This window comes from Maribacter algicola, from assembly GCF_003933245.1.
In the GTDB taxonomy this organism is placed as follows: Bacteria; Bacteroidota; Bacteroidia; order Flavobacteriales; family Flavobacteriaceae; genus Maribacter; species Maribacter algicola.
Genome location: NZ_QUSX01000001.1, coordinates 1,605,376 through 1,628,402, shown reverse-complemented (window position 1 = coordinate 1,628,402; position 23,027 = coordinate 1,605,376). Strand labels below are relative to the sequence as shown.

Genomic DNA, 23,027 nt, shown 5'->3' with positions numbered 1-23,027 from the left:
TCTACTTTATTAGATTGCTTATATGCTCCATATGCTTTTGAAAAATACTTACTTACCTTAGCGAATTGCAACGTATTCCAGTAGTGTGAACAAATCCTTGAAAAAGACCCTAAAATTAGTCATTCCCATTCTTATTGGAGTGTTTTTAGTGTTGTATTGGTATTTGAAGACCTCTCCGGAGAATAGGGAGCAAATCCTTTTTTATATCAAGGAGGCCGATCCATTCTGGGTTTCTATTTCATTGTTATTGGGTATCATAGGACATATATCCAGGGCGGTTCGATGGAACTATTTGTTGGAACCCTTGGGATACCGTCCAAAACTCATCAACAACGTTCTAATGATTTTCATGGCCTATCTGGCCAATTTGGGGATACCGCGAACTGGTGAGATTTTAAGGGCAACAGCCTTGTCAACGTATGAAGGGGTGCCTTTTGAAAAAGGCTTTGGAACCATAGTCACAGAAAGGGTCATTGATTTGATCATGCTGTTGATCGTGGTCATAATCACGCTCTTTTTACAGACCGATATTATCATCACCTTTTTTGAACAACGTGGATTCAATGCCAGCGGACTGATCATCTTGGGAATTGCCGGATTGGCGGCGGCCCTCATTTTCTTTTTGTTCATCAAAAAATCAGATAATCCAGTAGCATTGAAAATCAAGTCCTTTGTAAAAGGTTTATTGGATGGTGTTTTCAGCATATTTAAAATGAAGAAAAAGTGGGCATTCGCATTTCATACACTCCTGATTTGGGCTTGCTACATTGGCATGATGTGGGTTATAAAGTTCACTGTTCCAGAAACCACGCAACTATCCCTAAATGAAATCATGGTAGCTTTTGTTTTTGGCGCCTTTGCTATGGCTACTACCAATGGCGGTGTGGGCCTTTTCCCCATATTGGTGAGCAAGGCCTTGGGTCTCTTTGGTATAAGTTCCGTATCTGGGGACGCCTTTGGATGGATCATGTGGATCGCCCAAACCCTAATGAACATTATATTTGGTGCAATATCTTTTCTCCTATTACCGTTATTGAACAGAAACAAGTAAAAAGCGTTTTCTGTTTAATTAATACCTATGCGTCATATACTTACCCTTTTGGCCCTTCTATTAGTTTGCCTTGGAAGCGCCCAAACTACACAAGAGATATTCGAGTCCTTTAAACTTCAGGAGCGAAGGGATGTACAATATTACTTCCCTCCCAACATGGACGAGGACAAAAAATATCCTTTGATCGTGGTACTGGATGCCAATTATCTTTTTGATCAGGTTGTGGCCACTTCAAAATATTACAGTCAATTTCACGGCATGCCAGAAAGTATTGTTGTTGGAGTAAACCAAAGTAAGAATGGCATCCGGTTGGAAGATTGTGCCTTTGATCCTGAAAGTGGTCTCCCCATTGAAAAAGGGAAGCAATTCTATGAATTTATCGGGATGGAGCTGATTCCATACTTAGATTTAAATTACAGCACCGCACCTTTTAAAATGATTTTCGGATACGATATGACGGCAAACTTCCAAAATTACTGGTTGTTCAAGGACAACTCGGTTTTTGATGCCTACGTTAGCATTTCCCCAACCTTGGCCCCGGAAATGGAAAGTAGGGTTCCCATGCGATTGAACACTTTTGACAAACAGATATTCTACCAATTGATCGTTGAAGGGGAACAAACCGATGACACCCCTCAAATAATGGCGTTGGATTCCGGAATCAAGGCCCTGAACAAGGAAACCCTACATTATTTTTTCGATAAATACGATAAAGCGGACCATATTTCCGTTGCTACCTACGGCATTGGAAAGGCGTTCGATAATGTGTTTGGCATGTTCAAACCCATAAGTCCCAAGGAGTATAAAACCCAAATTTTGACTTCAGAGGAACCCGTATATAAATATCTAGAAAATAAATATCAAGGTATTGTGGATTTGTTCGGGTTCAGCAAACCTGTGGAGCTTAACGATATTATGGCCATTTATGCCGCTGTAAGAAAGAAAGAGGATTATGAATCCCTAAAATCCCTATCGGAATTATGCAAAAAGGAATATCCGGATACCATGATGGGCTTTTATTTTGAAGGAGAATATTACGAGCAGATGGGAGAGCCCAAAAAAGCATTGAAAACCTTTGAAAAGGCTTTTCAGATGGATGAAATTGATTTTTTAACTAAAGAAATGGCATTGGAAAAAATGGACGCATTAAAAGCGGATTTTGGCTTCTAACCTACACCAAACCCCGCAAACCCAAATATAAACTTAGATCCCAAATCTAACCTACAACCTACAATTATGTTTAAAGGCATCTTTAAATACTACGCCTGTGCTGGCGTGTATTTTACCTACTATGGCCTCAAAGGCGATAAACTATTGGCATTGAGCATACTTTCCTTATTCTTGGCATGGGCCTCCTTTTTTATGGCCATCTGGGAATTCAAGAAAAATCGATCGGAAGAGGAATAAGGAATTTTCCTTTTTTAACTTCTTAGTACCTTTGGCGTAAACTAGAAACGCTACGAATGGCCAAAACTAAAACCGCTTTCTTTTGTCAGAATTGCGGTACGCAATATGCCAAATGGGTTGGACAGTGTTCCGCTTGCAAGGAATGGAATACGGTCGTTGAGGAAGTGGTTCAAAAAGAGGAGAAAACCAGCTGGAAACCTTCTCCTACCGCTGCCAAACGTATTTCCAAACCCTTGTTGGTGCATGAAATAAGTGTTGAGAAAGAAATGCGGCTCAATACGTTCGACCTAGAATTCAATAGGGTGCTTGGGGGTGGTCTCGTACCCGGAGCCTTGGTCCTTTTGGGCGGTGAACCCGGAGTTGGAAAAAGTACGCTCCTTTTACAGATTGCGTTGAAACTACCTTACAAGACCTTATACGTTTCCGGTGAGGAAAGCCAGAAACAGATAAAGATGCGGGCAGACCGCATCCATCCCAATAGCGAAACCTGTTATATCCTAACGGAAACAAAGACCCAAAACATTTTTAAACAAATCGAGGCTACGGAACCCGATATCGTGGTCATCGATTCCATACAGACCTTACATTCGGATTATATTGAGTCCGCCGCGGGGAGTATTTCTCAGATTAGGGAATGTACTGCGGAGCTTATCAAATTTGCCAAGGAAACCAATACGCCCGTTATTTTGATCGGTCATATTACCAAGGACGGTTCCATTGCGGGACCCAAAATTTTGGAACACATGGTAGATACCGTCCTACAGTTTGAAGGGGACCGAAACTACGTCTACCGAATCCTTCGTTCCCTTAAAAACCGATTTGGCTCTACGGCGGAATTGGGCATTTATGAAATGCAGGGCAGTGGGCTTCGGGAAGTGAACAACCCCTCCGAGGTTTTAGTCTCCAAGAACGATGAAGGGTTGAGCGGCACTGCCATTGCCTCCACGGTAGAAGGTATGCGGCCTTTGTTGATAGAAATCCAGGCTTTGGTAAGTACGGCAGTTTACGGCACGCCCCAACGTTCCACCACAGGGTATAACGCCAAACGCTTGAACATGCTTTTGGCCGTATTGGAAAAAAGGGCAGGCTTTAAACTGGGTGCCAAGGATGTCTTCCTGAACATTACCGGGGGAATCTCCGTAGACGATCCCGCGATTGACTTGGCGGTAATTGCCGCTATTTTATCCAGTAACGAGGACATTCCCATTGAAAAGGGCATTTGTTTTGCCGCGGAAGTAGGATTGGCAGGCGAAATACGGCCCGTTCAGCGGGTAGAGCAGCGCATTTTGGAAGCCGAAAAATTGGGCTACACCACCATTTACGTTTCCAAAAACAATAAGATTGGGTTAAAGAATACCAAAATCAAGGTTCAGCTGGTAGCCAAAATCGAGGATGTGGTACGTAGTTTGTTTGGGTGATTATTGGAACGGTTTGCGCATGATTAGAAACGGACTTTTTCATTTAGGCTGAGCGTAGCCGAAGCCTGTAAAATGTCCGCCCGTCTCTAAAGATAATTGATTGCAGGAATTTCCATGTAGAAATTCCGATCGCAATTTATTATAAACCGCTTAGCAACAGTCTTTTATTTATTCCGTCAAGTGTTTCGAGAAATATATTCGCCTATGTCCTTTTGGGAAGCCTTTTATTTCCCCAATTGGTTTATATCCATTTTTTAAGTAAAATTCCTCTGCTTGGAAATCAAACGTGTCTAGCATTGAAATTTCCGCTCCTTTTTCAATAGCCAATTTTTCGGTGTGTTTTAAAATTTTAGTTCCAACTCCTTTTTTTCGGTACTCTTCTTTAACCCACAGAATTTTAATTTCAAGGCCATTCCAATATCCAAGTCCGGCTAATATTCCGCCAATTTCGATTCCATTTTCATCTTTTGCCACAAATTCCAAACGCGTCCAAACATCCGTACTTGCTGGAACTTTACTCAAATTATATTCATTAATTCCGTTAACTATTTTCTTTACGTTTTCCATTTCGCAAGGTTCAATAGTAAATTCAGTTTTTGTCTCCATTTGAGTGATTCAGCTTGTTGATAACGGTTTAGCTATGAACAGTACGGGAGCAAACTGGCTTTTGCTTTCCGCCACGCACATAGCGAAATCTTTTTGTTTTGATTTATTTTTTCTTGTCCAGAGCTACCCCGATAGCTATCGGGGCATAAGATTTTGCGGACTTCATAAAAATACACAAACCCCGGGATTAAGCCCTAAGCCCGCATTGTTTATAGGTTTTGTTGTGCATTGTTTTTATTTCCTCTCAAGCTTTCGAACGTTTTTAGACATTGTACCAAACTAGCCATTTTCTTGTCCAATTCTTTTTTCTGTGATGCGCTTGCAGTCAACATATAAAAAATTCCTTTTTCTCCACTTTCAATGAACAAATGTACAGTTTCAACTTGTCCAACATCTTCATTATTATATTTTGAGTGAATGAAATATGTATTTTGATTCATAAAGTTGGATAATCCTGATTCAACTATGCCTTTTGCCCCTAGATTTTCTTTCATTCCATTTAGCCAATTTCCATATTCATATTTTAAGAATCCGTTCTCTTTATCACTTTTTAATTTTTCAATTAAAATCATGTCGGAGAATCCATTTGTATGTTGATTTGACTCGGCACCGAGTCCTAAAATTAACTCGTCCATATATTCGTTCTCTTGGATTTCCCAGTTCCAATCTTTGGGAATAAAAACGGAAAAATCATTGGTAGGGTGAGTGATTTTTTTCCGTGCAAATTTCACAGGATATTTAGAATACTGTTCCAAAGAGATTTGTTTATCCGAACATGAGACAAAGAGAATTACAAGAATAAATTTAAGTAAGGATTTCATTTTTTTAAATAATGCACAACGGTTGTATATAGTAACAAGTTACTATATTTCTATTTTCAAAAATACTACCTCCTATCCCTCATAATTCTGGAAATCGTCAAAATGATGATGATGACCAATATGATCAATACGACTTGCCAAAAACCTACCTTTAAAAAAACCAATAAATCCATCATCAAGGAGCAGGATTAGGGTGTTCGTTGTGAATTTTTTCGATGCCCTCCAAAATTTCTGAAGTCAGGGTAATGTCAACGCTTCCAATATTTTCCTTCAACTGTTTCATACTGGTGGCGCCAATGATATTACTGGTGAGGAAAGGTCTGGAGTTCACATAGGCCAGAGCCATTTGGGCCAAGGAAATATTGTGTTCCTGTGCCAGTTCATAATATTTCTGGGTAGCTTTTACGGCAGTTTCTGAGCTGTATCTTTTGTAGTTGGGAAACAAGGCGATACGGGAGCCTTCCGGCAACCTATCGCCTAGATACTTTCCACTCAGCACCCCAAAGCCCAATGGGGAATAAGACAGTAGGCCAATGTTCTCCCGCATGGAAATTTCGGCCAAGCCAACTTCGAACAAACGGTTAAGCAAACTATAGGGATTTTGAATGGTAATCATTCTAGGTAATGAGGCATGTACCTTGCTTTCTTCCAAAAAACGCATGGTGCCCCAGGGTGTTTCGTTGGAAATGCCCACATGGCGTATTTTTCCCTCGCGCATCAAATCCCGTAAGGTTTCCAAAACTTGGTGGATGTTGTCCTCCCAATAATCCGTAACCTGATGTTGGTACCCTCGCTGCCCAAAATAGTTGGTATTGCGCTCTGGCCAATGCAATTGGTATAGGTCTATGTAATCCGTTTGTAAGCGCTTTAAACTCGCTTCCAAGGCTTCGATTATGGATGCACGGGTAAATCCGGTTGTACGGATGAATTTAGTGAAATCCGCCTTTCCGGCAATCTTACTGGCCAAAACGACCTTATCCCTGTTGCCATTTTTCTTAAACCAGGTGCCGATTATTTTTTCGGTCAGGGAGTGTCTGTCCGGATGGGCTGGAATGGGGTACAATTCTGCAGTATCAAAAAAATTGATTCCTTGATCAAGGGCATAATCCATTTGCTCGTGCCCCTCTTCTTCGGTATTCTGGTTCCCCCAGGTCATCGTTCCTAAACAGATTTTACTTACTTCAATATCGGTGTGGGGAAGGTGGGTGTATTTCATGTTGGATAAGGTAGGTTATCGATTAAAAATCCTAAAATTACAAAATAGGAACGGTTCTCACTTTGAAGTTGTTTAAATCAAACGTTAAGTTCCAGTAAAATGGGGCAATGATCGCTGTGTTTGGCTTCGGACAAAATAACGGAGCGTTTAAGTTTATCCCTCAAGGGTTCCGAGACCATTCCATAGTCCAAACGCCAACCCTTATTATTGTTTCGGGCATTGGCCCTGTAGCTCCACCAGGTATAATTCTCAGGTTCCTGATTGAAATGTCTAAAACTGTCCGTAAAACCGCTCTTGATAAAATTGCCAATCCATTCCCGTTCTACCGGCAAGAAACCCGACACGTTCTGCAGGCCCACAGGATTGTGGATATCGATGGCCTTATGGCAAATGTTATAGTCGCCCAAAACAATGAAGTTGGGATGCTTTTTCCGAAACTCGTCCGCAAACCTTTGAAAATCGGCCATATAGGTAAGCTTGTGTTCCAAACGGGCCAGATTGGTACCCGATGGCAGGTACATGCTCATTACGGCAACATCCCCAAAATGGGCGGTCATATTTCGGCCTTCAAAGTCCATATAGTCTATACCCGTACCATAGACCACTTCATCCGGTTTTTGTTTGGAAAGGATGGCAACTCCGCTATAGCCTTTTTTTTGGGCACTGAACCAATAATGATAGGGGTATCCGGCCGCTTCAAAAAGCGATAAATCCAACTGCTCTTTGTTTGCCTTAATTTCCTGTAGACAAACCACATCTGGATCTACGGCGTTCAACCACGGTAAAAAATCCTTTCGCAAGGCTGCCCTAATTCCGTTTACATTGTAGGAAACTATCTTCATTCCAAGTGCCTTTGGATCAAAAATAGAAAAGCCTGTCCAAATACTCACACGTATGGCCACCTAAATCCTAACTTTGCACACTTTGGAACAACCTTTGATTACCACTTTAAGAATTAGAAAACATACGTCATGAAATATTTTTTATTCCTGATTATTAGTCTAGGTTTTACCATCTCTATTATGGGACAGGCTTATCCAAGATTTGAAAACAATCACGAAATAAAATTCAATATTGGCCAATTTCTGGCTACCTCCACTGTGGAAGGTTCCTATGAATATTTTTTTACTGAGGATACAAGTATTGGGGGAACCCTATATTTTAATGGCGATGCGACCGATTACAACGGTAACTTTGGCATTGGTCCTAACCTTCGCGCCTATTTTGGCTTCATACCCCGAAGCGGGTTTTTTGCCGAAGTATTTGGACTCTATTATGCCGGTGAAAATGATGTGAACACCACAACCTTGGGAACAAGAAACAATGACTACGGCACTACGGCCCTTGGATTGGGAATAGGTAATAAATGGGTCACCCGAAGCGACCGTTTTACCTTGGAAATTCATGGCGGTATAGGCCGAAATATAAATCCGGAGGATTTTCAAAATGCATTTATGTTTCGGGGCGGACTCTCCATCGGTTTTAGATTTTAAACCCTAACTTCGCATTTTATGCGAAGATTGATGAAATACTTACCCTTCTTATTCCTATTTACTATAGTATCGGCAAGTGCCCAAGACCCCATAAATAGGGATAGTATAACCCAACTCGAGGAAGTGATCCTCATTGATGCTCTTAAAGACAAAAAAGTAATAGGCATTACCCCTTCTGAAGTAATTTCGGCCAAGACCTTTCAAAATTACAGTCCGGTAGACATTGTATCCTCCATGAACCAAATCCCCGGGGTCTACGTATTATCCGGAGCCCTTAACACCAATCGAATTACCATACGGGGCATAGGTGCCAGAACGCTATTCGGTACGGACAAGCTAAGACTTTATTACAACCAGATTCCCGTGACCAATGGAACGGGCTCCTCTACCATAGAGGCATACGATTTGGAAAATTTAGGTCAGATCGAAGTGGTGAAAGGACCTAAAGGAACGGAATTTGGAGCGAACCTTGGAGGAGCCATTATCCTCACCCCAAAAGAGGCCTTGGGAAAATCTACCAATTTTAGCAACAATTTTACCTTAGGTTCCTTTAACCTTATAAAGAATAACCTGGCCTTTAACCATTACGATGGGAAACTTCGGTTGAATTTGCAATATGGGCATTTGGAAACCGACGGATACCGGGAAAACAACAACTTTGAGCGCGATGGATTCCTGCTGAATACATCCTATCAGCTGAATTCCAAAAACAAACTTTCCCTATTGGTGAACCATATCGATTATACGGCACAAATACCTAGCTCTCTAGGAATTACCGCCTTTAATGAAGACCCTACGCAGGCCACATTTACATGGAGGGCTTCCCGTGGGTACGAAACGAACAATCAAACACTTTTAGGTGCGTCCTTTTCCCATGAATTTTCTACCCGCTTTCAGAACACTACTAGCATCTTTTATAGTTATTTGGATAAGACCGAAGCGCGCCCCTTTGGTATCTTGGAAGAAATCACCAATGGTTTTGGATTTAGGACCCTGTTTTCTGGGGAATTAAAACTCTTTGAAAAAAATACCGATTTCACCCTTGGTGCGGAACTTTACAAGGATGAATATGATTGGGACGAGTTTGAAAATCTGTATCAGGAAAATGATGGTAATGGTAGTTTAAAGGGCGACCAGTTTGCCCAAAACATGGAATTTAGGGGGCAATGGAACGTATTTACAACCTTGCAATATCCCTTTTCAAATTCGTTTACGGCTCAATTGGGGTTGAACCTTAATAAAACGGACTTTGATTTACAGGACCGATTCAATGTTGGTGACGCAAATAATAGCGGAAGCAGGGATTTTGACCCTATCCTCCTACCCAGTCTCACCCTAAATTATACGTTCGCTAATAATCAGGAATTATTTGCCAACATCAGTAGGGGTTTCACAAATCCCAGTCTTGAACGAACTTTGACCCCGGAAGGTATCATCAATCCGGATATCAAACAAGAGACCGGCACGAATTACGAAATTGGAACCAACCTACTACTGGATCAAAACCGATTACGTATCGACCTGACCCTATATCAAATGAATATCAATAATTTATTGATCAGGGAACAGGTAGGGGATGACCAATTTATTGAAAAAAATGCCGGTTCATCCAAACACCAAGGTTTGGAGCTTGGAATGGATTACTCACTTTCTTCACCAAGCTCAAAAGTTCAAGTGAACCCATTTATAAATTACAATCTCAACCGCCATCAATTCACGGACTTTGTGGATAACGGGGTAGATTATTCCGGTAACGAGTTGACCGGCGTACCAAAACATCGGTTGACCATGGGCCTCCAAAATCGCTTCTTTACCCATTTTTACCTCAACTTTATCTACCAACACGTAGGTAGTATTCCCTTAACGGATGCCAACGATGTGTACAGTGATGCGTTCAATTTGATGAATTTTCGTGCCGGATATCGCAAAAAACTAACGCCAAAATTCACGTTGGGCGTGGACTTTGGCGTCAACAATGTATTTGATATTTCGTATGCCCGTTCCGTGCTCATAAACACCCAGGGCTTTGGCGGGGCGGAACCGCGTTACTATTATCCTGGTGATGGACGTAATTACTATGGTGCAATTAATTTAGCCTACGCTCTTTAGGCCTCCATTTTCTGTAACCAAGTACGCATGTCCACGGCCTCATGAATGATACCTTTTAATGCTGAAATAGCTACCCGTTCCTGCTCCATGGAATCCCTATGCCGTATGGTGACCGTTTGATCTTCCAAGGTCTGATGGTCCACGGTGATACAGAATGGGGTACCATTCGCATCCTGCCTTCTATAGCGTCTGCCAACGGCATCCTTTTCATCATAGGTGACATTGAAATCCCATTTAAGGTCATCCAAAATTTGTTGGGCCACCTCCGGCAATCCATCCTTTTTGACCAAAGGTAAAATAGCCGCTTTGGTAGGTGCCAATACGGCCGGAAGCTTAAGGACAGTTCTAAAAGTTCCATTTTCCAATTCCTCTTCCTGTAATGAATTGGAGAAAACGGCCAAAAACATTCGATCTAGGCCTATAGATGTTTCAAGTACGTAAGGAACATAGTTTCGATTCGTCTCATGGTCAAAGTACTGGAGTTTTTTTCCGGAGTATTTTTCATGGCTACCCAAATCGAAATTGGTTCTGGAATGGATTCCTTCCAGTTCCTTGAATCCAAATGGGAAACGGAATTCAATGTCCGCCGCGGCATCGGCATAGTGGGCCAATTTCTCGTGGTCATGGAACCTATAGTTATCCTCTCCCATGCCAAGGGAAAGGTGCCATTTCATCCTGTTTTCCTTCCAATGCTCGTACCATTCCTGTTGAGTCCCGGGCTGTATAAAAAATTGCATCTCCATTTGTTCGAACTCCCGCATACGGAAGATGAACTGTCTTGCAACGATTTCGTTCCTGAAGGCCTTACCTGTTTGGGCTATCCCGAACGGGATTTTCATCCTTCCGGCTTTTTGAACGTTCAAAAAGTTCACAAAAATCCCTTGTGCGGTCTCGGGACGTAAATAAAGGTCCATAGTGTTTTCGGCACTGGCGCCCAACTTGGTCCCGAACATTAAATTGAACTGTTTGACATCGGTCCAATTTTTGGAACCGGACATGGGGCATGCAATATCCAATTCCTCGATCAAGGCTTTAACATCCGCAAGGTCTTCCTTTTCCAAAGACTTTGCCATCCGGCTCAGAATGCTCTTGCCCTGTTCCAGGTATTCGACTACCCTAGGGTTGGTCTCCAAAAATTTCTGCTTATTGAAATTTTCCCCAAAACGCTTTTCAGCTTTAGCGACCTCCTTTTCTATTTTGGCATCGATTTTACCTACATAATCCTCGATGAGGACATCTGCCCTATATCGTTTCTTGGAATCCTTATTGTCGATCAATGGGTCGTTAAAGGCATCAACGTGTCCGGAAGCCTTCCATGTGGTGGGGTGCATGAATATGGCGGCATCGATACCCACAATATTCTCGTTTAATTGAACCATGGCTTTCCACCAATAGGCCCGAATATTATTTTTTAGCTCAACACCGTTATGACCATAGTCGTAAACGGCGCTTAGACCATCATAAATTTCACTGGATTGGAATACGTAACCATATTCCTTTGCATGGGAAATTACCTTCTTAAAATTATCTTCTTGATTTGCCATGCGGCAAAAATAGAATATTAGCCAAAAAGAAGGGAATTTATTTTAATTGAAATTCCGAAGAAGTAATCAGGCGTTCGTCCTCAAACACGTTCAAAGTGTACGTTCCTTCCTTCAAGGATCCCTCCGGTACGGTCACATAATCACAGATAGAAGTTTCTTCGCCAAAATATTGAAATTCGACCCTTTTACTATAAACATTACCGTTTACTGTAATGGTATTTGCATTGTCTTCAACAATCTGTTTGTTGGGATCTAAAAATTGCAGATAGATTACCTTTTCGGATTTTGTTACCTCAGAATCTGCCAATACGGTAACACAACCACGCAATTTTTCTATAGTAGATGCTTTATTGGTGCCCACGGGACGGGAGCCTCTTAGCCTAAAGCCGCTTCCCTCCGAATAATCCATTTTTAAATAGTTCTTGACCTTTAACTGCTGATTGAGTTCCATTATTTTTCTGCGCTGCAGGGCCTCAGCTTCTGCCAAACTAGTGCTATTGGCCTGTAAAAGTTCTATTTGTTTTCTGGCTTCGTCGTACTTGTCAGTCAACAATAGATTGTTATATCTGAGAAAATTATTTTTTAGCTTTAAACTATCGTTTTTGGCCTCCAACCTTCGCAATTCGGTTTTAAATTCCCTGAGCCTATCAATGGTAAAGTTCAACCTTCCCACGGAATCCTTAAGCTGTTGAACCTGAAACTTTGCATCTTGGAGCTCAATATCGTTCATTTCGTTCAATGCGGAAAGCCTGTCCAGATCTGCCTTCATCAGTGTTAAATCCTTTACGAGAACCTCTTTTTGCTGTTCAAGGAAACCTATTTCAGATTTGGATTGGGCATGACTGTAATAAAAGGCAATTAGGATACCAATTATCACAGCGGCCATAGCGGCAAGGATTATTTTATAATTGAATTTATTATCTTGGTTGTCCATCCAATTAATGGGCATTTAGTAGGTTAAATATGTAGCAAGAATTGTTTCTCACCAAGCTTTCAAATATAGCAAATGATATAAACACCCTCCTATTTCCTCATACATGTTTTGGATGTAATGATCGATTAACTAGAGGAGAGAAGCTCTTGTGTACCGTTTGTCGACATCAATTGCCACTCACCGATTATACCTTTAACGAAGAAAACCCTGTAGATCGTATCTTTTATGGTAGAATTAACATAAAAAAAGCGAGTTCATTCCTTCATTTTACGGATCATGGCATCGTAAAGAACCTCATTCACCATCTAAAATATAAGAACCAAGAGCAAATTGGTGAATTTCTAGGTAATTGGTATGGACAGATATTAGTGGAAAACAACCATCTCCCAAAAGTGGATTTTGTCATTCCTGTTCCCCTACACAGAATAAAACTCAGGAAGAGGGGTTATAACCAAACAGCCCTTTTTGCAATACAATTGGCAACCCATTTAGGCTCCCAATATTTAGATCATGTACTGATCAAAACCGCCAATACAAGAACACAGACAAAAAAGAACCGCTTGGCTAGGTGGTATGATAACAAATCATTGTACACAGTGATTGACGCCCATTTGTTGGAAAATAAAACTATTTTGCTAGTCGACGATGTAATCACTACAGGTGCCACAATGGAACTCTGTGCTGGGGAACTTTTAAAAATAGGTGGCACTTCCCTGTTCTTGGCAAGCATTGCAATTGTGGATTAGATTCTAAGGAATATATCGTTTCTTTGCCCTATAATATTATCCTATGTTACGTAGAATCCTAGGCTACATATTCATTTTACTCTCTATTACTGCATTTTATCAATGCGCGAGAAAGGGAACGCCCACAGGAGGGCCCAAAGATGTTACCCCGCCCGTTCTGCTACGTGCCGAACCGGAAAACATGAGCGTTAATTTCAAGGGGGATAAAATACGGCTCTATTTTGACGAGTTGGTGAAATTGGAAAAAGTACAAGAACAACTGATTGTATCGCCCCCGCTAAAATATCAGCCTTTGTTAAGTCCGCAAGGCGGTGCCAACAAGTTCGTCGAAATCGTAATACAGGATACTCTAAAAGAAAATACAACCTATACCATAAACTTCGGTCAAAGTATTGTGGACAATAACGAAGGAAACCCCAACCCATTTCTAACCTATGTGTTTTCAACGGGCAATTATATAGACTCTTTGGAGCTGCGAGGTGTGGTCAAGGACGCCTTCAACAAGGAGCCAGACGATTTTATAAGTGTCATGCTTTATAGTATAGATTCAAGTTACACAGATTCTACGATATTTAAGAGGCCACCTAACTACATTACCAATACCTTGGACAGTGCCATCATCTTCAATTTGAAAAACTTAAAAGAAGGAACCTACGCCCTTTTTGGGGTAAAGGACCAAGCAAAGAACAACGTTTTTGACCAGAATACGGATAAAATAGGATTTATCAACGATACGATCCATTTGCCCACGGATTCCATTTACCTGCTCAATCTTTTTAAGGAAGTACCTGATTACGGAATTACCGTACCTACTTTCGCCGCAAAAAATAAAATAATCTTTGGGTATTACGGTGATGGAAAGAGGATGGAGATAAGTCCCATTTCCACTATACCAGATACCGTAAGCTACAAAATCTTAAAAGAAAGGGATAAGGATACATTAAATTTCTGGTTTACACCTTATGACATGGATTCCCTTCTTTTTACCGTTAGAAACGAAAGTCTTAAACTGATAGATACTTTTAATGTGAAGAGCAGAAAAGTGGGAATAGATTCCCTTAAATTGACCCCTAGCCAAACGGGAACCATGAATTTTGAAGAGCGTTTTTCACTTTGGGCCAATACCCCTATTAGCTCCATTGACAGTACCAAGTTTAAGCTTTTCAAACAGGATACCCTACAGATGATGCATACGGTAGCCTTAGATACTTTGGGTAATCAGGTAAATTTCAATTTTGAAGTAGGTCCCAATGAAAAATACAAAATACAAATGCTTCCCGGTGCAGTAGCCGATTTTTTTGGAACCACGAACGATTCTATAAATTTTAACCTAAACACCAAGAGTTTTGCTGACTATGGGAACCTTACCGTTAGTTTAAGTGGCGATTCCATAGAATATCCCGTCATTTTGGAATTGACGAATGAAAAAGGGGAGGTACAAAGAAAACAGATTGCAAAGGAAGCCCAAGTTTTTGAATTCAATCACATAAAACCCGGGAAATATTTAATTCGAGCTATATTCGATGCCAACAATAACGGCCAATGGGATACGGGAAACTACCTGAAGGGAGTTCAACCGGAAAAGGTTTCATACTACCCCAATACAATTGAGATGCGTGCCAATTGGATAGAGAATATTTCTTTTACAATACTAAATTGAACTAGTATGATAAGAATTTTTTTTATTGGATATTTTCTACTTGTTTACTGTTCCCTTTTTTCACAACCAAATTATGTGAATGAAGACGGAGGTACCCTTCAAATGGGAAATTTGGATGTTCCATTTTTACGGGTTTCCGAAACAAGCGGCAATAAGATTGTTGGCAGCATATATTTAAATGAAGAATGGGAACAAGCTACTATTGTTAATTTATCCAACAATAAAAAGATTAAACTTCTTGCACGTTTTAATGCATACCACAGTGAAATCGAGATTTTAGGGGAAAAGGAAATTTCTGCCTTGTTCACTACCGACGGAATAGAAGTTACTCTTAATAACAAGAGTTTTGTTCCCCTTAAAATAGAAAAAAGGAATAAAGCAATTTTCGCCGAAATCCTTTTCAAAGGAAAATACAACCTATATAAAGTTTTTGATGTCAAAATAATTAGAGCGCCTTCAGATGCTAAATTGTTGAATTTAGAAAGCGTTGATAGAGTAGAAATATTAAATGATTACTATTTTAATGAGAATGGTGGTGAGGCAGTGCAGGTACCGAAAAATAAAAAATCCATGAAATCAGTATTACCTTCTAACTTTTTGGAAATCCTTAAAAAAGAAAAGTTATCACTTAAAAAAGAGGAAGACTTGGTTACACTTTTTTCCTTAATTAATTCCAATTAGTTCAAAATTGTCCCTATCATAAAGAAATTTTAAATTATCCCTTGTTTGGATAATATGTGCTTTATCCAAAATAATTTCAAGAATTTCTTCCTTTTCCGAAAAAACTAATTGTTGACCAAGCGAATCATATACAGCGGAGTGACCTACATATTCAAGACCCTTTTCATCCCTTCCTACCCTATTTACCCCAATACAATAACTCATGTTTTCGATAGCTCTTGCCTTTAATAAGGTATCCCAAGCTTCAATGCGCGGTTTCGGCCAGTTTGCTACATATAGCAGAACATCATAATCAACGGTATTCCTACTCCAAACTGGAAATCGTAGATCATAACAAATCATAAGATTCATTTTAAATCCTTTATAATCCAAAATCAAATGCTGCTTACCGGCTTGGTATTTTTCGTTTTCACCGGCCAAGGTAAATGTGTGTCTTTTGTTATATTGATGGACCTCTCCCTTTGGGGTTACAAAAAATAATCTGTTGAAATATAAACCGCGTTCTGAAAAAACTATACTCCCACAAATTGCGGTATTTAGTTCCTTTGCTTTTTCCTGCATCCATGTTAGGGTAATACCACCCTCCTTGGCATCCAAGTTTTCAGGAGACATTGTAAAGCCAGTGGTAAACATTTCAGGTAACACGATTACGTCCACGGCATTTTTTAGGGTGGCAATCTTAGAGGAAAAGTAATCCCTGTTTAGTGCTGGCTGTTCCCAAATAATTGGAGACTGGACCAAGGCAAGCTTAAGTTCGTTTTTCATTTTAAATAATGTGGTTCAAATATTCCTTTTAAAGGTTGCGTCCTTGCAAGTATCATTTCAATAATTCAATTAGCTTAGGATTCCCTTTTGTCTTGGCATGGTCCAAGGCCGTATTTCCCCTTTGGTCCTTAATTGTTTTGTCCGCTCCATTATCAACCAGAAGTTGGGCTAGCTCAAATTTATCGAACATTGCCGAATATATAAGTGCGGTTGCACCCATTGTATTTTGCACGTCCATTTTAGCACCATTGTCCATCAATAGTTTTGCAGCCTCCAAATAACCTTTAAAACATACACCCATTAAAGGTGTATTGCCAGCGGCATCCGTGGCATTTATGTTCGCCCCGGATTCAAGTAATAATTGCGTTATTCCCAATTGGTTATAGTATGTGGCCAATACCAGCGGGGTAGACCCCCTTTCATCCCTGGAATTGACAAGTTCCGGTTCAATGGTTAAGGATTTCTTTACTCCTTCCAAATCTCCACTCCTAATTTGATCGTAAATGGTAAATTTCATATCTCTTAAAAAATAATGAATGCTGGACTATTTTAAATTCACACGCTTTATTTTTGGCAATACCTCTGGACAAACGTTCAATAATTAGTCCACATTTCCTAGCACATTTAATCATCCCTTTTTTGCTAAAGGAAACATTTTATACTTAATAAACGCTAAATACTCGATGAAAATTCCTATTTTCTAATAAACCTTGTTAAAAAGTATCTTTTTGGAATACCGGATTGACTGTCATATAGGTTCAGGTACAAAAAACAGGCATTTCAATTCAAATTACATAACATTTATAACAAATAACACCTGGTACTATACGGATTGCAAAAACTTTTTGACAAAGATAATCGGAACTAAAACTAAAGAAAAGAGATCACAGAATAATTGCCATTATAGAAACTACAAAAACAGTAAAATGCCTTAGGTTAATTGGTAAAAATGCCATAAGGGCCAAAAAATATTTAAAAATAAATCCTACTGGATATACATTATACTTCCATGAAAAATTAAAATTAGCATACCATAAAGGTTCGCTCCGATAATTTTGCATATTTATTTGTGTATATCCATGTGTGTTTTAATTGCTTTTTTTTACTTTGTTCCCTATCCTTTAGATTGGGATTTAACCTGACCAAGCACTTGAATTTAAATATGAATCAGAAGCGACCGATATTTCGGCAAAAGTTTATTCTGTTGTCATTTTTCAAGAAATAGCAATGTAAATTCAATAGGCAACACTAATAAACCTTTTCCGAGATAAGAAAGGAAAATGGAAGTTCCCATTTTGCGAAAAAAGTAGACCAGACAAAAACAAAACGTTTACAAGCGAATAAAAAGTGAAATCTTAGTTATGAATAAAGTCGGAAGGTGTTGTATAATAGATGACGATCCCATATTTATATATGGAACCAAGCGAATTATGAAAGAAACCGATTTCTATGAGGACCTAATCGTATATAGCAATGGGCAAGAAGCACTGGAGGGGTTAGATCAAATTTGCACATTAGGGAAAAAAATCCCGGATGTCATTTTTTTGGACCTAAATATGCCGATAATGGACGGATGGGAGTTTTTAGACCAATTTATTAGGTTACACGGCGATAAACTTTATGGGACCCTCATTTATATTTTAAGCTCTTCCGTAAACCCCAGGGATTTGGAAAAAGTAAAAAACTACAAAGTTGTCAATAAGTATATCCTAAAACCCATTACCCCCAATGACCTGGAAAATGTTGTACAAACCTTAAAAACTAAAAGATGACTATTATCAGTCAAGATCTACCCATTATTTTATAGCTTTACCCAAAATTTTAGGTGATTGATTATAGTAGCTAATTTTAAATGAGGTCCAAAACATACTATTTAACCTTAATTAGTAGCTATTATATCTGATCAATAATTTTTACTTAGATATAAATTTCAAGAAAACCATTTGGGCAAATAATTCCTTTAATGAGTAAGATTTCTAGTTGTTGTATAATTGATGATGATGAGTTTTTTGCATTTAACATAAAAAAACTCATGAAGGACATTAAGTTTTGTGAAAACGTTCTGTGGTATGCAGATGGGCAGGAAGCCATAGACAGTCTTATTGGGCTTTTGATCGAAAACATTCCCTTACCGGAAATTATCTTTTTAGACCTTAATATGCCCAACAAAGATGGATGGGGCTTTTTGGAGGAGTTTCAGAACATTCCCAAGCATCAGCGTGAAGATGTAAAGGTTTATATTGTGAGTTCCTTTATAAGTCCGGAGAATTTGACCAAGGCACATCAATTTCCCTCGGTAACATCCTATTTAGTGAAGCCCTTAATGGAAGAATCTTTGAAAAATATTAAGTAAAATCATCTTATTCCTGGTGAAAAATCCCCTGGAGCCAGTTGAGGTGAATTAACCGTACCCGCCTCCCCGGAATCATTGAATATTTCCCATTCAGAAAACTTATAAGCGGGACGCCCTTCCGTTACTTCCAATCTTCGTAGGGCACGACCATCCTCAAACTCATGGTTGGTACCTGTTCCGTCCTGTCCGGGTACACCAAAAGTATCTATAATAGTTCCAAATGGATCCATCAATACTAGGTTGTCGTCACCATTGGAATCCGCGGGTGAATTGGTTCCAGCATCCATATCAGGTAAAAACCCATAAACTTGTTCAAATACCGATGGATTGGGCGATATCAGTAAAGTACTTTCCCCATTTATGGTATATTCTGATAGATCCGTTGTAGCACTTACGGTTTCACTGTCATTGGTATACCGAAGGATTTGCCAACCTTTGAGTGACAAGGGCTCTAAAGCCGAATTATACAATTCCAAAAATCTGGCTTCTGGATTATTATCTGGGTCCGCCAATTCCGAAAAGAAAATAGTGTTGGAAGTAAATTCATCCACGAAATCCTCGCACCTATCTTGGTCAAATTCGATATCGGTCAAATCCCTTATGACCAATTTAAAGTCGTTTCCGTCCTTAACGAGGACCCCGGTGATATTTCCGCGACCTTCAGGTAGCAAAATGGATTGAAAATCGGCAAAACCACTATTTACCAATACCAACTCGTTATCCTCGCAATCTACCAGTAGACGCTCCGTTTCGGCCTCTTTTTCGGCAAAGGTTTTACCCATTTCTTCGGCTGAAAACTCCAAATCTTCAAATCGGACCAATGTGCCTGCATTGATATCCCTCAAGTCCGGAATTGTAATTAAATCTGGTTGCAAAGCAGCTCCTTCACCACAGGCTACAAAGACATGCTCAAATACTTGGTTATATGGCAATCGCCCAACGGATATATTCCCAAAGGAGGTAAATACGCCGCCAATTTTATACTGATTTCTGGTACGTCCCAAGTACAATCCTTTTAGCTTGATCAGGATCTTGCTCCCAACCTCAAAAAATAGATGGGAATCCCGCATGTCTATTTCTATCTGAAGTCCATCGGTGGGGTTACTTGGCGTGTTCTGAAAATACAGCACGCTGAAAAAATTGTTTTCGGTATCGGAAGAAATCACATATCCTTCGATGACCCAATCCTCCAGAATTTGAATCGTTTCACCCTGATAATAATCCTTAAGCTCCTGGATACTGATGTTCGCTATTAAATCTGTCTCACAAGAGGGCTGTAATTCCTGAAAATCCTTGCTCTTAACACAGGCCAAAAACATACATGCCATAAGTAAGAATATGGTATGTATAATGAACCGGTAGTATGTTTTAGAAAGAAGTGTCATCAAAAACTTAGGGCTATATTTAGAAAGAAGGTCCTTCCGTAACCATACCAGTATTTTGGCGCAAAGGAAGGGGTACCGCTCAAATTGTCCTGTCGTAACTGACCAAAGTTGCCATTGCGGCTTTGTTCGTAGCCACCGGTTCTAAAAGTAGCATCGAACAAGTTGGTCACACTGGCGAAAACACCTAGGTACTTTCCATTTTTCAACCACGATTTCCCCCCTACAAGGTTCAAAAGGTAAAAGTTGTCCAAGCGTTTTTGTTCCAAAAGTGCTTCCACATTTTCTTCTGTTGCCTCGGGAAAACGTTGCCCCGTCTCAGGGTTCAAAACAAAGCTATCCGTTCTCGTTATTGTGGAAATATTGGCATAGTTATTTGCAAGGTAATTGGCGGTGACACCTACCCACCAGTACTTGGGATCCCTATATTCCATGCCGAAGGCAAAGGCTTGTTGTGGTCCCTGACCCAATTTATATCCCTTTAGCTTTGCAGGCCCCAAATCCTGGAATCCCTGGACATTAATCAGTTCTTCCTCCGCCGATGCGGTATCGAAATTAATGGTCACCGAAGGATCACTGGCATACACATATTTTCCGGTGGAAGAAACCAATGACAGTTTTACCGTTGAGGATACCTGGTATTCCAGCCCCAATTCCGTTCCAAGGTGCAATTTGTCCAAATCCGTCAATACCTCTTGGACAAAATCCGACCCAACACCGGAGTCGACAAAGAAGAAGTTGATATCGGTAAGGTCTTGAAATCGGGTATAATAACCGGTTATCCGACCGGTAAGATTGGGTAAACGAAGGAAATAATTGACATCCAAGGTGGAAACGGTTTCCGTACGTACGTTGGGAACTAGGGCATTTGACTCCCTTGGGTTCACAAAAACATTTTGAAGCAGCGGTGCCCTTTTGATCAATGCCCCTTGCATAGTGACCCAATGCCTTCCCGTTATCGCATGGGTAAGACCCCCTTTGACCCCAAAATTTGAAAAAGTTATGTTCCTGCTTGCGCCCAAAGAATTTTCCAGAAACCGTTCATTCTGAAATTTACCTGTTCTTTGATATGCTTTCTGATTGAATTGGCCAGCCAAAAAGAACTTCCACTTGTTCAAATCGACCTGAATTTGCGAATAGGCCCTAAGTTCAGATGCATTAAATGTGTAGTTATAACCAAAGACATCCCCTTCCCTTTTTTCCAAATTGGAATCGAGGTCATTTCTGGTATCGGAAAAAGGGTCGATATCCCTGTGAAATTCGGCCCCCAATAAATCATCCACTTCGGCGAAGTTTTTAGAAGTTAAATAACGGTTCATGATACCAAAATCGACTTTTATGTTGGGGTTCCATTGGAAATTACCGTTCAAATTGGCCGTAAACTGCGCATCCGAAGCCACATCATTGTAGAGCATATAGACTGCTTCACCTGCCAAGGACGAATTGGCATTGGCATTGTACACATTTTGCCAATTCAACTGCGGATCTCTTAGAAAACTATTCTTGGCCATTTCTACACTGATAAAATTCGCACCAATGGGACTGTTGATATAAAAGCTGGGAAGGTATCTGTAGTATGTTGGGTCTGGATTAGGGGCATTGTAGTACCCCAACCTGCTTCGTTTATGATTGCCATTTTGATAGACCATACCAAGAGTGAGGTTTAATTTGTTCGTAGTATAAAAATAATTGAACATGAGCATGGGTTCTGAAATGAATCGTTCCCTTGAGTTCCTGATCTTTCCATCCTGTAGCCCCCAATACGGATTGTATTTTTTTCCGACCAAATCGAATACTTCCTCTGTAATCGCCGATGACCTCCCCCTCCTGTTGGTGGTAAATATGCCCGATAGCAAAAAACTGTGGTTGTCATTAATCTCATAATCCAACAGACCGCTTAAAGAATATGCATCGTAAAGAGTTCCATCAATAAAACCTTCCTTTGCCCACCTTCTAGATCCGGATAGTGCGTAGGCCAATCCATTTTCTTTTCTACCAGAATTATAGGTAGCCATTAACCTACCCTTGTAGGTTCTATTGGATACCGATGTTGAAATACGGGTTCCCGCTCGTAATCCGGAAGGTCTCAAATCGATATTGGTATTGCCCAATATACCTCCAAAGGTATAGTCCGAAGCATCGAGTCCATTCGAGTATTCCTGGTTCCTAGTAATATCGTTCAGCCCTCCCCAGTTATTCCACTGGGGGCGACCATCGAACAATTTGTTCATGGGGACACCGTTCAACAGCACCTCCCCTTCTTGGGCATCGTACCCTCGAACCCTAAAAAAAGCCTGACCAAAATCAAATGCGGCCCTACTTAGAAAAACATCTCGGGTAGCCTGTAAAAGTCCCAAAGCGTTGGAGGTGGATTCATCATCCAGCAGTTCTGCATCGGTAAGGGTGATCAGATTATCCTGTTGTTCAAAGGAGATATCCCTTTTTAAAACTATTATTCCAAGATCCAGTTCCTTTCCATCAAGAAGAACCGGAATCCTTTTAGATTCATAATCTTGATAGGCAATCCTTATAATAAATTCCCCGATCAAGTCTGTCCGCAACAAAAATGACCCTTCTATATTTGTGCTAGTTTCCAAACCATGTCCTTCAATGTTAATCTTGGCTCCTTCAATGGGCGCATCATTAGTTTCATTGAAAACAGTTCCGGAGACGGAATAACCTGTTTGCCCGAATGTGGTATTGAAAAAGACAAAAATCAGTATAAGGAATATGCCCTTGTACATGGTGGTTGGTTAGTGCAAAAAATTAATGGTATCCTAATATATTTAAAAACAATGGTTTAACTCGTTTTTTTTGCTTAAAAACCATATATTTCGGTTC

At 40.2% G+C, this 23,027-nt stretch carries 21 protein-coding genes; 11 read left to right on the top strand and 10 right to left on the bottom strand.

Annotated features, from left to right (window positions below; genetic code table 11):
* Positions 1-85: 85 nt before the first annotated feature.
* The 4 genes from DZC72_RS06895 (at position 86) to radA (ending at position 3,876) form a co-directional block, all read left to right on the top strand.
* Positions 86-1,051, top strand: a complete 966-nt coding sequence (locus tag DZC72_RS06895; protein WP_125222112.1) for a lysylphosphatidylglycerol synthase transmembrane domain-containing protein — start codon at positions 86-88, stop codon at positions 1,049-1,051.
* Positions 1,052-1,078: 27 nt separating this feature from the next.
* Entirely contained in the window at positions 1,079-2,221 is a 1,143-nt protein-coding gene (locus DZC72_RS06890; protein WP_125222111.1) for an alpha/beta hydrolase, read from the top strand.
* A gap of 66 nt (positions 2,222-2,287) precedes the next feature.
* Positions 2,288-2,458 carry a hypothetical protein gene (locus DZC72_RS17735; RefSeq protein ID WP_161595304.1) on the top strand — a complete coding sequence of 57 codons (171 nt, stop codon included), beginning with the start codon at positions 2,288-2,290 and terminating at the stop codon, positions 2,456-2,458.
* A 56-nt stretch (positions 2,459-2,514) separates the two neighbouring features.
* Complete coding sequence (radA, locus tag DZC72_RS06885) at positions 2,515-3,876, top strand: DNA repair protein RadA (protein WP_125222110.1); 1,362 nt, start codon at positions 2,515-2,517, stop codon at positions 3,874-3,876.
* Positions 3,877-4,044: 168 nt separating this feature from the next.
* On the opposite strand, the gene DZC72_RS06880 is transcribed toward radA, so the two are convergent.
* From DZC72_RS06880 to DZC72_RS06865, 4 genes are all read right to left on the bottom strand, one after another.
* Positions 4,045-4,443, bottom strand: coding sequence for a GNAT family N-acetyltransferase (locus DZC72_RS06880; RefSeq protein ID WP_243641670.1), 399 nt, complete (start codon positions 4,441-4,443; stop codon positions 4,045-4,047).
* Between the two features lie 248 nt (positions 4,444-4,691).
* Entirely contained in the window at positions 4,692-5,303 is a 612-nt protein-coding gene (locus DZC72_RS06875) for a hypothetical protein (RefSeq protein ID WP_125222108.1), read from the bottom strand.
* Positions 5,304-5,478: 175 nt separating this feature from the next.
* Positions 5,479-6,519: an NADP(H)-dependent aldo-keto reductase gene (locus DZC72_RS06870; RefSeq protein ID WP_125222107.1), complete on the bottom strand. Its 1,041-nt coding sequence runs from the start codon at positions 6,517-6,519 to the stop codon at positions 5,479-5,481.
* A 77-nt stretch (positions 6,520-6,596) separates the two neighbouring features.
* The gene (locus DZC72_RS06865; RefSeq protein WP_125222106.1) at positions 6,597-7,361 is read right to left on the bottom strand and encodes an exodeoxyribonuclease III; all 765 of its coding nucleotides are present in this window, start codon (positions 7,359-7,361) and stop codon (positions 6,597-6,599) included.
* 129 nt (positions 7,362-7,490) lie between these two features.
* Between DZC72_RS06865 and DZC72_RS06860 the strand changes: the two genes are divergently transcribed.
* Positions 7,491-8,012, top strand: a complete 522-nt coding sequence (locus DZC72_RS06860; protein ID WP_125222105.1) for a hypothetical protein — start codon at positions 7,491-7,493, stop codon at positions 8,010-8,012.
* Positions 8,013-8,030: 18 nt separating this feature from the next.
* Entirely contained in the window at positions 8,031-10,121 is a 2,091-nt protein-coding gene (locus DZC72_RS06855; protein WP_243641669.1) for a TonB-dependent receptor family protein, read from the top strand.
* On the opposite strand, the gene DZC72_RS06850 is transcribed toward DZC72_RS06855, so the two are convergent.
* Positions 10,118-11,665, bottom strand: coding sequence for a glycine--tRNA ligase (locus tag DZC72_RS06850; RefSeq protein WP_125222104.1), 1,548 nt, complete (start codon positions 11,663-11,665; stop codon positions 10,118-10,120). The two genes, DZC72_RS06855 and DZC72_RS06850, sit on opposite strands and share 4 nt — an antisense overlap.
* A 37-nt stretch (positions 11,666-11,702) precedes the next feature.
* Positions 11,703-12,614, bottom strand: coding sequence for a hypothetical protein (locus DZC72_RS06845; protein WP_317127114.1), 912 nt, complete (start codon positions 12,612-12,614; stop codon positions 11,703-11,705).
* A gap of 155 nt (positions 12,615-12,769) precedes the next feature.
* On the opposite strand from DZC72_RS06845, the gene DZC72_RS06840 reads away from it, so the two are divergent.
* Genes DZC72_RS06840 through DZC72_RS06830 form a run of 3 tightly spaced genes read left to right on the top strand, consistent with a single transcriptional unit; the run spans position 12,770 to position 15,686 of the window.
* Positions 12,770-13,345: a ComF family protein gene (locus DZC72_RS06840; protein WP_243641668.1), complete on the top strand. Its 576-nt coding sequence runs from the start codon at positions 12,770-12,772 to the stop codon at positions 13,343-13,345.
* 43 nt (positions 13,346-13,388) lie between these two features.
* Positions 13,389-15,005 (top strand): Ig-like domain-containing protein, encoded by a 1,617-nt coding sequence (locus DZC72_RS06835; protein WP_125222102.1) that lies wholly within the window; start codon positions 13,389-13,391, stop codon positions 15,003-15,005.
* A 6-nt stretch (positions 15,006-15,011) separates the two neighbouring features.
* Complete coding sequence (locus DZC72_RS06830; RefSeq protein WP_125222101.1) at positions 15,012-15,686, top strand: hypothetical protein; 675 nt, start codon at positions 15,012-15,014, stop codon at positions 15,684-15,686.
* Here the strand turns inward: DZC72_RS06830 and DZC72_RS06825 are convergent.
* Positions 15,669-16,451, bottom strand: coding sequence for a nitrilase family protein (locus DZC72_RS06825; protein ID WP_125222100.1), 783 nt, complete (start codon positions 16,449-16,451; stop codon positions 15,669-15,671). The two genes, DZC72_RS06830 and DZC72_RS06825, sit on opposite strands and share 18 nt — an antisense overlap.
* 52 nt (positions 16,452-16,503) lie before the next feature.
* Positions 16,504-16,968 carry an ankyrin repeat domain-containing protein gene (locus tag DZC72_RS06820; protein ID WP_125222099.1) on the bottom strand — a complete coding sequence of 155 codons (465 nt, stop codon included), beginning with the start codon at positions 16,966-16,968 and terminating at the stop codon, positions 16,504-16,506.
* Between the two features lie 844 nt (positions 16,969-17,812).
* Here DZC72_RS06820 and DZC72_RS06815 point away from each other — a divergent pair.
* A complete protein-coding gene (locus tag DZC72_RS06815; protein ID WP_125222098.1) occupies positions 17,813-18,223 on the top strand; it encodes a response regulator in 411 nt (136 codons plus the stop codon).
* Positions 18,224-18,414: 191 nt separating this feature from the next.
* Positions 18,415-18,804 (top strand): response regulator, encoded by a 390-nt coding sequence (locus DZC72_RS06810; RefSeq protein ID WP_125222097.1) that lies wholly within the window; start codon positions 18,415-18,417, stop codon positions 18,802-18,804.
* 2 nt (positions 18,805-18,806) lie between these two features.
* On the opposite strand, the gene DZC72_RS06805 is transcribed toward DZC72_RS06810, so the two are convergent.
* Entirely contained in the window at positions 18,807-20,132 is a 1,326-nt protein-coding gene (locus DZC72_RS06805; protein WP_125222096.1) for a DUF5689 domain-containing protein, read from the bottom strand.
* Positions 20,133-20,188: 56 nt separating this feature from the next.
* Positions 20,189-22,930 (bottom strand): carboxypeptidase-like regulatory domain-containing protein, encoded by a 2,742-nt coding sequence (locus DZC72_RS06800; RefSeq protein ID WP_125222095.1) that lies wholly within the window; start codon positions 22,928-22,930, stop codon positions 20,189-20,191.
* Between the last annotated feature and the right edge of the window lie 97 nt (positions 22,931-23,027).